The sequence below is a fragment of the Nocardia sp. NPDC052001 genome (genome assembly GCF_040680615.1).
Lineage (GTDB): Bacteria > Actinomycetota > Actinomycetes > Mycobacteriales > Mycobacteriaceae > Nocardia.
The window spans coordinates 98,739-112,468 of the sequence record NZ_JBFAXC010000007.1 but is presented as its reverse complement, the minus strand read 5'-3'; the positions used below and the strand labels follow the sequence as shown (position 1 = coordinate 112,468).

Sequence of the window (13,730 nt, the reverse complement as noted above, 5' to 3'; positions counted from 1 at the left end):
TCCGCCGGTTATGCCGCTATTGTCAGGCGCAGTTGTCGAGGCGGTAACCACGAAGGTGGACGCCACGACCCCGACCCTTGTACTTGGAGGAGAGAATGACCGCCTACCGGACGATTGTCGTCGGTACCGATGGCTCGGACTCGTCGTACGTCGCCGTCGAGCGGGCCGCGGCTCTGGCCGGCGACGAGGGTGCGACGCTGTACATCGCCTGCGCGTACTACCCGACGGATGACCGTGATGTCGCCGCCGCCGCCGACGTGCTCAAGGACGAGGCCTACCAGGTGCGCGGCTCCGCGCCGACGAGCGAGATCCTGCGCGTCGCACGCGATAAGGCCACCGCCGCCGGCGCCACCAACGTGGTCGAGAAGGCCGTCGTCGGTGAGCCCGTGGAATCCCTGCTCGCCCTGCTCAAGGAAGTCGACGCCGACCTGCTCGTCGTCGGTAACCGCGGCCTCAACACCCTCGCGGGTCGCCTGCTCGGCTCCGTCCCCTCGGACGTGGCCCGCAAGTCCCGCAGCGACGTCCTGATCGTGCACACAGTGCGCTGATGTTGAACAACGAAGCGGCCGTGACCAGTTGGTCACGGCCGCTTTGCTTTGTCCGGGGAGTACTGGTCAGCCCAGGCGGTGCAGGACCGGGGGTAGATCCTCGGTGTGCACCACGGCCAGGCGCTGGGTGGCGCGGGTCAGGGCCACGTAGAGGTCGTTCAGGCCGCGGGGGGATTCGTCCAGGATTTGCCGGGGTTCGACGAGGATGACCGCGTCGAATTCCAGGCCCTTCACATCGTGCACGGTGAGCACGCGGGCCGAATCCGTCGCCAGGTGAGCGAGTTTCGCGGCCAGTTCGTGCGGCACGATGACCGCGGTGGTGCCGGGGTGCTCGGCCTCGGCGGTGACCAGGCGGCCCACCTCATCGGCGAGTTGCCCGGCGGTCACTCGATGCGCGGCGGGTTCGAAGCCCGAATCGCGGACCGATCGCGGAATGGCCGCGCCGGGATCGATCTCGGCGAGCACATCCGCCGCTACCGCCATGATCTCCGCCGGGGTGCGGTAGTTGACGGTCAACTCGGTGAGTTTCCAGCGTTTGGCGACATAGGGTTCCAGCACCTGCTGCCAGGACGACGCGCCCGCCGGATCACCGGTCTGGGCCACATCGCCGACGGCGGTGATCCAGCGATTCGGGATGCGCCGCATCACCATTCGCCATGCCATCTCCGAAAGCTCCTGCGCCTCATCGACGATGACATGCCCGTAGGTCCAGGTGCGGTCGCCCGCGGCGCGTTCGGCGGTGGTCTGGCTGGTGCGGACCTGCTGGCGTTCGGCGAGCTGACTGGCGTCGATGAGGTCGTACGCCATGAGCAGTTCGGGATCGAGCTCATCCTCGAGATCCTGTGGCGCGGAGCCGGTGAGGATATCGAGGGCGTCCTGCGCCTCGGCGAGCTGGGCGCGCCAGCGGCGGCGGGAGCGTTCGCGCTCCTCACTGTCGTCGATGCCGAGCAGTTCGGCGAGCTCGTCCAGCAGCGGCGCGTCGGCGGCGCTGAACTCACCGTTATCGCTGCGCGCCAGTTCGGCCCGATCCTCCGGGCTCAACTGCGAGGCGGCGTTGGCGAGTCGTTTGGCATCGGCCCACAGCCCGCCCAGCACGTCCTGCGGGGTGAGCAGCGGCCACAGCCCGGCGATGGCGCGCTGGATATCGGCGTCGGCCCGCATCTCATCGCGGATCTCGGTGAGATCGGTCTGGCTCAACAGGTTTCGCCCGCCCAGCGGATCCGCGCCGATGAGCTGCGCCAGCTGATCGGTGAGCGCGTCCACCACGCCCGCCGCGAAGATCGGCCGCGCCAGATTGTGCGGTCGCCGCGAGGACCGCGCCCGCCCGCGCGCCTTGGTGACGATGCGCCGATCCAGGGTGAGTTCGCGCCCGTCGAAGTGCAGCCGGATCGGATCCTTGGGAATCTCCTGCCAATCCCGCACGGCCTTCTTGAGCACCTCGAGCATGTCGAGGGAACCCTTGAGTTCCCCGGCGCGCAGCGAATCCTCCAGCGTGGCGCGCACTCCCGGATACAGATCGCCGATGGTGGACAGCAGCACCCCGGTCTCACCCAGCGAGGGCAGCACCTGCCCGATGTAATCCAGGAAGGTCGAGTTCGGCCCGATGATCAGCACACCGGCTTTGTCCAGCTGCTGCCGGTAGGTGTACAGCAGGTAGGCCGCACGATGCAGTGCCACGGCGGTTTTGCCGGTGCCCGGCCCGCCCTGCACCACCAGCACGCTCTTGTGCTCGGAGCGGATGATGGCGTCCTGCTCGTGCTGAATGGTCTCGACGATGTCGTTCATATGCCCGGTGCGCGCGGCATTGAGCGCGGCCAGCAGCGCGCTCTCACTGCCCACGCCGCCGTCATCGTTGATGACGCCGTCGCGCCGGGCGGTCTCCAGATCGAGGTACTCGTCGTTGACCGAGGTGACCTTGCGATTGCGGGTGCGGATATGCCGCCGCCTGGTCACCCCGTCCGGGGCGGCGGTGGTGGCCAGGTAGAACGGCCGCGACATGGGGGCGCGCCAATCCAGCAGCAGCGTCTCGTAATCGGCGGCCTCGTCGAGGATGCCGATGCGGCCGATATACCGGCGCTCGCCCTCGGGCGAGGTGCCGTTCCCGGAGTCGTCCGCGCTCTCGGGCGCGAGATCGATGCGGCCGAAGCACAATCCGTGTTCGGCCGCGTCGTACTTGGATAGATCCTCCGAATACAGCTGGGTGAACGATTCCCGTTCACTGCGGGCCTGCGGTGTGCCGCCGGTTTCCAGCAGCACCGTGCGCAGTCGTCGCTGCGCGTATTCGCGCATTCCGTCGAGCCGCTCGTAGAGCAGGGTCAGGTGCTGCTGTTCGCGTTCCAGTTCCGCCGCGGTCTTGGCATCGGAACTGGACGCGGACACAGAACGCTCCTCGGTGAGGTCGGGCAAAACGGAACTCCTTGTCACCACGCGGTGCTGTACGCGCACAGCGCGCGAACCATCGAGAACAGAGTTATCGAGTCTAGTTCCCGTTTGCCCGGCGCGCCGTACCGGCAGGTCAACCGTGACGTGTGGCGCGGAAACCGGGTCGGCGCATCGGTTCAGGAGGCATGCGTGGAATCACTGCGCCGGCTCAGCGTGGTGTCCCGGTGCCCGGGCGGTTTGGCCCGGTACATGGCCAGATCGGCATCGTGCAGCACAGCTTCGGGGGTGCGCCCGTCACCGGGATGCAGCGGTGTGATGCCGATCGACGCGTTCACCTGGATGCGATGCCCGCGCGCGATGATCGGCTCCGCCATGGTCTGCCGCAATCTGGTGACCAGCGCCTCCAAGTCCTCGCCGAGGGTGCGCCCGGACAGCAGCACCAGGAATTCGTCCCCGCCGATGCGGCCGACGATGTCGTCCGAGCGCAGCCCGCGCTGTAGCCGCTGCGCCACAATTTGGAGCACGGTATCGCCGATGGCATGCCCGAGCGTGTCGTTGATGGTCTTGAAACCGTCCAGATCGATGAACAGCACCGTGGACACCGGCAGCGCCTCGCTGGTGCCGAGCGCCCCCGCCAGCCGGGACAGCACCAGTGCCCGATTGGCCAGCCCGGTGAGCGGATCGTGGGTGGCCTGATACTCCAATTGCCTTCGGCTGGCCCGGAATTCGGTGATGTCGTTGAACGATGACACCGCGGGTGAATTCGGGTCCTCGGGATTGAGCAACCGGCTGCTCGCGGACAGCCAGCGCCGCTGCCCGTCGGGCCGGTCCACCCCGAATACGAAGCGCGTCACCGTTTCTCCGGTCGCCAGCGTGCGGATCACCGGATACCAGGACGCCGGCATGGGCTGGGCGTTGGCGTCGAGCAGGCACAGCGGTATGTCGTTGAGATGCGTGCCGACGAGATCGTCGGCGTCATAACCGAATATGCGGCGCGCGGCCGGATTCGCGGATTCGATGCGCCCGTCCCGGTCGATGACCACCACGCCCTCCTCCAATTGCGAGACCACGGTGGTGAAGAACTGTTCGGCGCGTGCCTGCGCGGCCTCGGCGCGTCGTTGCGGGGTGAGGTCGTGCACCACCACCTGATAGGCGAGTCGTTCATGCCAGGCGGTGAGCACCGAGACGGTTTCGGCTTCGACGGTGCTGCCGTCGATCTTCACCAGCACCAATTCGGCGGGCTCGGAAGCGGTTCCGGCGATGGTGAGTCTGCGAATGCGTTCCAGCATGGCGGGCACATCGCGCGCCATCACGAAATTGGTGACCGGCTGTCCGACGACTTCGTCGATCTCCGTGGCCCCCAGCAGCCGCACCATGGCGGGATTGGCGTAGACGATCGTGCCGCGTTCGTGGACCACAACCCCGTCCGGGCTGTGTTCCACCAGCGTGCGGTACCGCTGGGCCAGCTGTTCGGCATCGGTCGGGGAGTTTGCCCGATCGTTACCAACCACCTCAAGCACCCCCTGGTCGTCGTTGAAACGCTTCGCTGGAGCACGGCACTATGGTGTGAGCGGCGGGGTTTGCTGGAAACCGCGCCGAACGTATTGGATCAATCACAGTTCCGCACAGCATCGGCCTGTTGGTGGTGATCATTACAGGCACCGGCTCTGGGAAGGATCGATGCAATGCCTGGCACCAACCCCGCTCCGAACACTGCGATACAGCACCAAGATCATATGACCATTGCCGGAATCGGTGCCGTCACCGGGTACGGCTGGGGTCGAGAAGCCCTCTGGGAGGGTTTGCTGAGCGGTAAGCCCGCAGCCCGGTTGCATCCAGGGTACGGCCCCGAACGCGATCGGCACGGATGGGTTGCCCGCGTGCCGGACGGCGGTGATCCGGAAATCGGCCCCAGTCGCTATGTGCGCGCGGTGCAGGAATCGGTGCGCGAGGCCGTCGCCGACGCCACCCTACGCGGCTGGCGGCCCGGTCGCACCGTGGGTCTGCTGCACGCCATCGTGCTCGGCAATGTGTACGAGTGGCGGGATTTCTATGTCGAGGATCACGGGCATCGGCGTGCCCGGGACTATCTGCGATTACTGCCCTCGACCCCGAATGCGAACCTGATGCGGGAGTTCGGTTTCCACGGTCCCGCCATGAATGTGACGGCGGCGTGCTCCTCGGCGAACGCGGCGTTGATCACCGCGCAGCTGTGGCTGGCGCAGGGCATCGCCGACGATGTGGTGGTGGTCGCCTCGGATCTGTCCGCGACCCCGGACATGGTGGAGCACTTCGAATCCCTCGGCGCGGCCGTCACCGATGTGGAACCGCTCGTCGCCTGCCGCCCGTTCCAGGAGGGCAGTCGCGGTTTCAGCTGGGGTGAGGCGTCCACCGCGTTCGTGGTGACCCGCGAGGCGGACCGGCCCTACGCGGCGGTGCTGGGCGGGGCCATGACCAATGACGGCTATCACGTGATCTCCGTGGAGCCTTCGCACGAGCACATCTTCGAATGCGTGCGCCGCGCCCTGGCCAACGCCGCGGTGCGACCGGACGAGGTGGCGTATCTGAACGCGCACGGCTCGGGCACCCAGCAGTGCGATGACGCCGAAACCGCGCTGCTCGCGGACCTTTTCGACAATCGCCCGCTGGTCTGCGCGACCAAACCGCTGACCGGGCACTGTCAGGCGGCCTCGGCGGGCGTCGAAGTCGCCGCCGTGGCAATGGGATACGACCGCGGCGCGGTGGTGTCGTCGCCGATCGTCGCGCCCGCGCACGCCCGCCTGGTGGACGGGGTGATCTCCGGCGGTGACGGCATCACCCTGAAAACCGCGCTCGGCATGGGCGGCAACAACTCCGCGCTGGTGCTGGGCCCGGTCTGAGCCCGGTTCGGGGACAACCGGATCCGCGTCGACGGGCTCGTTCAGTGCAGCGGGACCGACCAATTCAATTTCGTGCCGGTGTGCTCTCCCGAGTTATCGCGCTGCGGGTAGACCGCCAGCCGGCCGCCGCACTGTTCGGCGCGATGCGCGAGATTGGTCAGCCCGCTGGGCGTGATGCCGTCCGGAATGCCGCGGCCGTTATCGGCGACCACGATGGTGAGATCGTCCGCCACCCCGATATCGATGGTGATGGTGTCGCCGCCCGAATGCCGCACCGCATTGCTGACCGCCTCGCGCACAACGGCTTCGGCGTGATCGGCGAGCGCGGGTTCGACCACCGACAGCGGTCCGGTCACATGCATGAGCGCGCGGATCCCGGTGGTTGTCGTCTGCTGTTTGATCGCGCGCTCGAGACGCTGGCGCAGCCGGGTGCTGTGCCCGTTGCCGCCGTGCAGATCGAAGATCGAGGTGCGGATCTCCTGCACCACGTCCTGCAGATCGTTGATGGCGTCGGTGAGCCGTTGCGCCACTTCGGGAACGCGGGCGCGCGGCACCGTGCCCTGTAGTGAGAGCCCGATGGCGAAGAGCCTTTGGATGACGTGATCGTGCAGATCCCGGGCGATTCGATCGCGATCGGTGAGGATGTCGAGTTCGCGCATGCGGCGCTGTGCCACCGCCAATTGCATGGCCAGCGCGGCCTGATCGGTGAACGCCGCGATGAGTTCCACCAATTCGTCCGGGTACGGGCTGGATTCGGCGGCGCGCAGGATGATCAGCACGCCCAGCGTGGAATCGGGGGTGTGCAGCGGCAGCACCAGCGCCGGTCCGATCCCCGGAATGGTCTTGCCCAGATCCACCTGCCGGGCATCGTCGAAGCGCAGCGGGGTGCGGGTGGTCAGCGCGTGCCCGACCGCGGTGCCGATGGTGCGCACGGTCTTACCGTCCGCACCGCCGCCCGGTCCGGACCACTGCGCGATCACCAGTTCGGTGACATCCTCGGGCGGTGTCTCGGGATCGGCGACCACCGCGAGCAGCGCGCGTTGGGAGGCGGTGAGCTCACGGGCGTGTTCGACCACGTGCGCGAGCACTTTGGTGGGATCGGTATCGGCGAGGAATTCGGTGGCGATATCGCGGGTCGCCTCGATCCAGGCCTGCCGGGTGCGCGCGGATTCGTAGAGCCGGGCATTGTCGACGGCGATACCGGCGGCCGCGGCCAGCGCCTGCATCAGCACCTCGTCGTCTTCGGTGAAGGGGTGCTCGCCGGATTTCTCGGCCAGATACAGATTGCCGAACATCTCACCGCGAACGCGCACCGGCACACCCAGGAAGGTGCGCATGGGCGGATGGTGTTCGGGAAATCCGATGAAGGCCGGATGCCGCGTAAGATCGTCCAGCCGAACGGGTTCGGATTGTTCGGCGACCAGGCCGAGCACCCCGCTGCCCTCCGGCAGCGCGCCGATGAGCACTCGGGTGGGCTCATCGACGCCGTGGTGGATGAACTGGGTCAGCTGCCGATCGTGCCCCCGTACGGCGAGCACGCCGTAGCGGGCGTCGACCAGGCTGGCGGCTGCGCGCACGATGGTGCGCAGGGTTTGATCGAGGTCGAGTCCGGAGGTGACCGCGAGCATGGCCTCGACCAGTCCGTCGATGCGATCGCGGGCGTCGATGATCTGTTCGACGCGGTCCTTGACCTCGGTGAGCAGTTCTCGTAACCGCAGTTGGGACAGGGTGTCGCGTACGGAATAGGGGCCCGTGCGGTGCGTCTCGTGCATGCTCGTCCTGCCTTGTCCGGCAACCGATTCCACCCCATGCAACCATCCGCCAACTTTTTAGCGGAAGAATTTCCAAAAAATAGCCCGGATTGGGACCTTCGCCCCTGTCGGCCACGTACGCGAGCGTGTTGTCATAGGAGCGGGTTGCCGGGTCGGAATCGGGAAAGTGGGTCGGCTATGGGCGGATTCGATGTGTGGTCCAGTGGCAGTGACGAGGATTTCGTGGTGACCACGCGCGGGCCCGTACCGGCCGCCGAAGTGACCCGCGTGGTGCGCGGACTGGGCAGAATCCTGCGGCGCCACGGGGTGGAAGGGCCGGTGCGGGCACGCCTGCACTGGCCCGACTCCGATGATGAGCACACGTTGACCCAAATATCGATCCGGACGCTGGGGAAGGCGTTCCGGGTACAGGTCGCCGGGCCGGGACGCTTCGCGACCACCTTCGCTTTGGAGCGCCTGGACCTGCGGCTGGGCTGCCCACCGGAGGAAGCGTCCCGGCCCTGGCCCGATCCGGCGCGGCCCGCGCTGGCCCTGGTCACCGATCCGCGCCCGATCGTGCGGCGCAAGGATTGCCGACTACAGGTGGCCACCGCCGGCGCGGCCGCCCGGATCCTGGACGCGATGGATTTCGACGCGCACCTCTATATCGACGCCGAGACCGGCGCGGACGCGGTGGTGTGCTGGAACGGCGCCGCAGGTGTGCGGCCGGTGCGCCGCCATCGCGACAGCGTGCCCGCACTGCATGAGGACGAGGCCGCCGCACGACTGTGCCTGGGTGGATCACCGTATCTGTTCTTCACCGATCCGGACACCCATCGGGGTCGGCTGCTGTACCGCCGATTCGACGGTGACCTGGCCTTGGTCACCGCGGCGGGTTCGGAGGAGCGCCCGCGCGATCGCGGTTTACAGCCGCGCGCGATCGTGGTGCCGTGTGTGCGCCGGAACATCCCGGAACAATCCGGGTCCGAACAATCGTTGTGGCTCACGGACCGACTCGTTCCGGAGTGAGCTCGCGCGCAATTTCCTTCATCTGACCAGCGTTTCCGCGTGCGTAACCGAACTTGTCGGTGGGCACGCCTAGCATGGCGTCGGGGGTATGTCTTGATGCCGAAACGTTGGAAGGATGGCCGGTGGCGGATCGCCTGACGGTGCGTGGAGCGCGGGAGCACAACCTGAAAGGGGTCGATCTCGACCTACCCCGCGACAGTCTTATCGTGTTCACCGGCTTGTCCGGGTCCGGTAAGTCCTCGCTGGCGTTCGACACCATCTTCGCCGAGGGGCAGCGCCGCTATGTGGAATCGCTGTCGGCGTACGCCCGGCAATTCCTCGGGCAGATGGATAAGCCCGATGTGGATTTCATCGAGGGCCTCTCGCCCGCGGTGTCCATCGATCAGAAGTCGACCAACCGCAATCCGCGGTCCACGGTCGGCACCATCACCGAGGTCTACGACTATCTGCGCCTGCTGTTCGCGCGCGCGGGCACCCCGCACTGCCCGACCTGCGGTCATCTCATCGAGAAGCAGTCGCCGCAGCAGATCGTGGATCAGGTGCTCGCCATGGAGGAGGGCATCAAGTTCCAGGTGCTCGCGCCCGTGGTGCGCACCCGCAAGGGCGAATTCGTGGATCTCTTCGAATCGCTGAACGGCCAGGGCTATTCGCGCGTGCGGGTCGACGGCGTGGTGTACCCGCTGACCGATCCGCCCAAGCTGAAGAAGCAGGAGAAGCATGATGTCGAGGTGGTCATCGACCGTCTCGCCGTGAAGCCGACCTCCAAACAGCGCCTGACCGATTCGATCGAGACGGCACTGCGGCTGGCCGACGGGGTCGTGGTGCTCGATTTCGTGGATCGCGATGAGCACGCGCACGATCGCGAGCGTCGTTTTTCCGAGCGGCTGGCCTGCCCGAACGGGCATCCGCTCGATATCGAGGATCTCGAGCCGCGCTCGTTCTCGTTCAACTCGCCGTACGGCGCCTGCCCCGATTGCACCGGTCTGGGTATTCGCAAGGAGGTCGATCCGGATCTCGTTGTGCCCGATGCGGAATTGAGCCTGGGCGAGGGCGCGATCGCGCCGTGGTCGCGCGGGCAGACCGCCGAATACTTCACCCGTCTGCTGTCCGGCCTGGCGGAGGCGATGGGTTTCTCCATGGACACCGCCTGGCAGGATCTGCCGTCCAAGGCCCGAAAGGCCGTGCTGGAGGGCAGTTCCGAACAGGTGCACGTCTCGTACACCAACCGGTACGGCCGCAAGCGTTCGTACTACGCCGATTTCGAAGGTGTGATGCCGTTCCTGCAGCGGCGCATGGACAACACCGAATCCGAATCGGCCAAGGAGTACTACGACGGGTACATGCGGGATATCCCGTGCCCGGTCTGCAATGGCGCGCGCCTGCGCCCGGAGATCCTGGCCGTCACGCTGCGCGCGGGGGAGCAGGACCGCTCCATCGCCGATATTTCGGACCTGTCCATCGGCGATGCCGCGGACTTCCTGAACTCGCTGACCTTGGACGACCGGCAGGCCGCGATCGCCGCGCAGGTGATCAAGGAGATTCAGGCGCGGCTGGGCTTCCTGCTCGATGTCGGCCTGCAATATCTGTCGCTGTCCCGTGCCGCCGCAACGCTTTCCGGTGGTGAGGCGCAGCGCATCCGGCTCGCCACCCAGATCGGTTCCGGACTGGTCGGCGTGCTGTACGTCCTCGACGAGCCGTCCATCGGCCTGCATCAGCGCGATAATCGCCGGTTGATCGAAACTCTCACCAGGCTCAAGACACTCGGCAATACGCTGATCGTGGTCGAACACGATGAGGACACCATTCACGCCTCGGACTGGGTGGTCGATATCGGTCCGCTCGCCGGTGAACACGGTGGTGAGGTGGTGTACTCGGGTCCGTATCCGGGTCTGCTGACCGATCCGAAATCCCTCACCGGCGCATACCTTTCCGGCCGCGAGAGCATCGAGGTGCCGTTGATTCGGCGGCCGATGGACAAGAAGAAGCAGCTCACCGTGGTGGGCGCGGTCGAGCACAATCTGCGCAATATCGATGTGAATTTCCCGCTGGGCATTCTCACCTCGATCACGGGTGTGTCCGGTTCGGGTAAGTCCACGCTGGTCAATGACATTCTCGCGACCGTGCTCGCCAATAAGCTCAATGGCGCGCGCCAGGTTCCGGGTCGTCACACCCGCGTGAACGGTCTCGATCACCTGGACAAGCTGGTGCAGGTCGATCAGTCCCCGATCGGCCGCACCCCGCGCTCGAACGCCGCCACCTACACCGGCGTGTTCGACAAGATCCGCACCCTGTTCGCCGCCACCACCGAGGCCAAGGTGCGCGGTTATCAGCCCGGCCGGTTCTCCTTCAATGTCAAGGGCGGCCGCTGCGAAGCCTGCTCGGGCGACGGCACTTTGAAGATCGAGATGAACTTCCTGCCGGACGTGTATGTCCCGTGCGAGGTCTGCCACGGCGCGCGCTACAACCGCGAAACCCTCGAGGTGCACTACAAGGGCAAGACCATCGCCGAGGTCCTCGATATGCCGATCGAGGAGGCCGCCGAATTCTTCGAACCGGTCACCTCCATCCACCGCTACCTGGCGACCCTGGTGGACGTCGGCCTCGGCTACGTCCGCCTGGGCCAGCCCGCGCCGACCCTGTCCGGTGGTGAGGCGCAACGCGTCAAACTGGCCGCCGAACTCCAGAAGCGCTCCACCGGCCGCACCATCTACATCCTCGACGAGCCCACCACCGGTCTGCACTTCGAGGACATCCGCAAGCTGCTCAAGGTCATCAACGGCCTTGTCGACAAGGGCAATTCGGTGATCGTCATCGAACACAACCTGGATGTCATCAAGACCTCCGACTGGGTCATCGATATGGGTCCGGAAGGCGGTTCCGGCGGCGGCCAGGTCATCGCCGAAGGCACCCCGGAAGACGTTGCCGCCGTAGCGGACAGCTACACCGGCCAATTCCTGAAGACAGTCCTGGAAGCCCAGCCCGCCCCGAAGGCCGCAACCGCCCCGGCCAAGAAGGCCCCGGCCAAGAAGGCCGCCGCCAAGACCAGCAGCACGGCCAAGAAAACCACGACCGCGGAGAAGAAGCCCGCCGACGCGGCAGCGAAAAAGGCCGCCGCAGCACGCCGAAAGGCCGCCGCCCTGCGCTGATCGAGAGCGTACGAGCGAAAAGGCCCCCGCCGAATTCGGCGGGGGCCTTTGGTTTTCGTATCGCTGGAATCGAATTACAGCATGCCGCCGGGGATGGCGGCGACCAGGCCGCCGTCGATGATCAGGTCCTGACCGTTGATGTACGACGCCTCATATGAGGCGAGGAAGGCGACCGCGGACGCCACATCCTCGGCGGTACCGAGCCGTGCTGCCGCGACGGCTGAGATGACCTCGGTGTGGGCGTCCACCGACACGGCCTCGTGGAACATCGGGGTTTCGATGTAGCCGGGGCTGACCGAGTTGACGCGGATCCGGCGCGGGGCGAGATCGGCGGCGAGGGTGTGGCCGAGATTGTGCACAGCGGCCTTGGTCGCGGAGTAGACGGTTGCGCCCTGGAGGCCGCGATGGAGGGTCCAGGAGGCGTTGATCACGATCGCCGATCCGTCCACCAGCAGTGGAAGCGCCTGCTGGATGGTGAAGTACACGCCCTTGAAGTTGACCCCGATCACCCGATCGAATTCCTCCTCGGTCACCTCGCCGATCGGTCCGAATGATCCAATGCCCGCATTGGCGAACAGCACGTCCAGCCGTCCGAACCGCTGCCGGACGGTGTCGATCAGCGTTGTCAGATCCACGCGATCGCCCACATCGCCCACGACCGCCAGCACCCGTTCCGCCGCAGCGCCTTCCGGCAAACCCCGTTCGAGTTCGGCGACGGCCGCATCGAGTCGCTTCTTACTCCGCCCGGTAATGATCACGCTCGCGCCCTCGGCCAATAGCCGGTGCGCGGTCGCCAGTCCCATACCGCTGGTGCCGCCGGTGATAAGTGCGATCTTGTCCTGAAATCGAGAAGTGCTGTGCGTCATGGCATTCAGCCTGCCGAGCACGGCCACCAGCAAACAGTGCGCAGTCAACCTGGGTCCGCCACCACCAGGCTCCCGCCATCAGCCCTCGCCCCGTTCCCGTGTTGTGCCTCGCCCCGTCATCCCGGCGTGCTTGTGGCCGGGATCCACACCGGTTCGGCGAGCAGTCCGTCCACCCGCTCCAGCGTCCCCGTGCCGATCTTCGGGTTGTACAGCTCCAGGTACCACCCCGGGTGGTCGATGACGGCGAGTGTGGTGGTGTCGAAATACAGTTCACCCGCGCTCGGGTGCGTGATGGCCTTGACCTCCTGGGTGGGTGCGGCCACATCGTGCTGCGCCCACAAGTCGGCGAATTCGGTGCTCACCGCGCTCAATTCGCCGATGACCCGCCGCAGTTCCGGGTCATCGGGCAGATGCGCCGTCTCGGCTCGGAAGGCGGCCACGATGGTCGGGGCGACTCGTTCCCAGTGGGCGTGGATACCGCGGTAGCGGCCATTGGTGAAGAAGGTGATCAGGCAGTTCTGATCGCTGTCGTCGTAGCCGAAGACGGCGCGGGTGGCGTCGTTGATGGCCAGGATGTTCCAGTACCGGTCGCGCAGAATGGCGGGTCGCGGTGTCCAGGCATCGATCAGCTGCTGGAGTTCCGCACTCACTGGCGACTCCGGAACCCGCTGCGCCGGTGGCGGATTCAGTCCCGCGAGCACGAACAGGTGCGCTCGTTCGGGCTGACTCAACTGCAGCGCCCGTCCCACCGCTTCGAGCACCTCGGCGGAGGGGTTGATATCGCGTCCCTGTTCGAGCCAGGTGTACCAGGAAACGCCGACACCGGCGAGCAGCGCGACTTCCTCCCGGCGGAGCCCGGGGGTGCGCCGGGTGCCCGCCGACGGCAGGCCGACATCACCGGGCGTCAATCGCGCCCGGCGGGTCCGCAGGAAATCGCGGAGCTGTGCCCGTCGCTGCTGTTTCATTGCCGGTGATTCGCTGACCATGTATTCGACAACATCGACGGGATCGTGGTTACTCCGCGGCCACTTCCGCGGTGGCAATTCCTCCTTCGGGCCAGGGAATTTCGGCCCTGCCGCCGGGAGCATCGCGTCATCGACACTGGTAGGCGAGCCGGCGGAGCGACTGC

Annotated in this window: 9 protein-coding genes; 4 read left to right on the top strand and 5 right to left on the bottom strand. The window is 66.5% G+C overall.

Annotated features, from left to right (window positions below):
- Positions 1 to 95: 95 nt before the first annotated feature.
- Positions 96 to 548, top strand: a complete 453-nt coding sequence (locus AB0L82_RS29430) for a universal stress protein (RefSeq protein ID WP_364643211.1) — start codon at positions 96 to 98, stop codon at positions 546 to 548.
- Positions 549 to 614: 66 nt separating this feature from the next.
- Here AB0L82_RS29430 and AB0L82_RS29425 read toward each other — a convergent pair whose 3' ends face one another.
- Both AB0L82_RS29425 and AB0L82_RS29420 read right to left on the bottom strand, forming a co-directional pair.
- On the bottom strand, positions 615 to 2,927 hold the full coding sequence (locus AB0L82_RS29425) for an ATP-binding domain-containing protein (protein WP_364643209.1): 2,313 nt from the start codon (positions 2,925 to 2,927) through the stop codon (positions 615 to 617).
- Positions 2,928 to 3,106: 179 nt separating this feature from the next.
- Complete coding sequence (locus AB0L82_RS29420; RefSeq protein ID WP_364643207.1) at positions 3,107 to 4,441, bottom strand: diguanylate cyclase; 1,335 nt, start codon at positions 4,439 to 4,441, stop codon at positions 3,107 to 3,109.
- A 225-nt stretch (positions 4,442 to 4,666) separates the two neighbouring features.
- Between AB0L82_RS29420 and AB0L82_RS29415 the strand changes: the two genes are divergently transcribed.
- The gene (locus tag AB0L82_RS29415; RefSeq protein WP_364643205.1) at positions 4,667 to 5,809 is read left to right on the top strand and encodes a beta-ketoacyl synthase N-terminal-like domain-containing protein; all 1,143 of its coding nucleotides are present in this window, start codon (positions 4,667 to 4,669) and stop codon (positions 5,807 to 5,809) included.
- Positions 5,810 to 5,850: 41 nt separating this feature from the next.
- Here AB0L82_RS29415 and AB0L82_RS29410 read toward each other — a convergent pair whose 3' ends face one another.
- Entirely contained in the window at positions 5,851 to 7,581 is a 1,731-nt protein-coding gene (locus AB0L82_RS29410; RefSeq protein WP_364643203.1) for a GAF domain-containing sensor histidine kinase, read from the bottom strand.
- Between the two features lie 177 nt (positions 7,582 to 7,758).
- Here AB0L82_RS29410 and AB0L82_RS29405 point away from each other — a divergent pair, with 177 nt between their 5' ends.
- A complete protein-coding gene (locus AB0L82_RS29405; RefSeq protein WP_364643201.1) occupies positions 7,759 to 8,589 on the top strand; it encodes a hypothetical protein in 831 nt (276 codons plus the stop codon).
- Positions 8,590 to 8,711: 122 nt separating this feature from the next.
- Entirely contained in the window at positions 8,712 to 11,735 is a 3,024-nt protein-coding gene (uvrA, locus tag AB0L82_RS29400; RefSeq protein ID WP_364643199.1) for an excinuclease ABC subunit UvrA, read from the top strand.
- Positions 11,736 to 11,809: 74 nt separating this feature from the next.
- On the opposite strand, the gene AB0L82_RS29395 is transcribed toward uvrA, so the two are convergent.
- Both AB0L82_RS29395 and AB0L82_RS29390 read right to left on the bottom strand, forming a co-directional pair.
- Positions 11,810 to 12,601, bottom strand: a complete 792-nt coding sequence (locus tag AB0L82_RS29395) for a glucose 1-dehydrogenase (protein WP_364643197.1) — start codon at positions 12,599 to 12,601, stop codon at positions 11,810 to 11,812.
- Positions 12,602 to 12,717: 116 nt separating this feature from the next.
- On the bottom strand, positions 12,718 to 13,566 hold the full coding sequence (locus tag AB0L82_RS29390) for a helix-turn-helix transcriptional regulator (protein ID WP_364643196.1): 849 nt from the start codon (positions 13,564 to 13,566) through the stop codon (positions 12,718 to 12,720).
- Positions 13,567 to 13,730: the final 164 nt, after the last annotated feature.

Coding starts and splice junctions, on each gene's coding strand:
- AB0L82_RS29430 (WP_364643211.1), top strand. CDS start 96: ATGACCGCCTACCGGACGATTGTCGTCGGTACCGATGGCTCGGACTCG.
- AB0L82_RS29415 (WP_364643205.1), top strand. CDS start 4,667: ATGACCATTGCCGGAATCGGTGCCGTCACCGGGTACGGCTGGGGTCGA.
- AB0L82_RS29410 (WP_364643203.1), bottom strand. CDS start 7,581: ATGCACGAGACGCACCGCACGGGCCCCTATTCCGTACGCGACACCCTG.
- AB0L82_RS29405 (WP_364643201.1), top strand. CDS start 7,759: ATGGGCGGATTCGATGTGTGGTCCAGTGGCAGTGACGAGGATTTCGTG.
- AB0L82_RS29395 (WP_364643197.1), bottom strand. CDS start 12,601: ATGACGCACAGCACTTCTCGATTTCAGGACAAGATCGCACTTATCACC.
- AB0L82_RS29390 (WP_364643196.1), bottom strand. CDS start 13,566: ATGAAACAGCAGCGACGGGCACAGCTCCGCGATTTCCTGCGGACCCGC.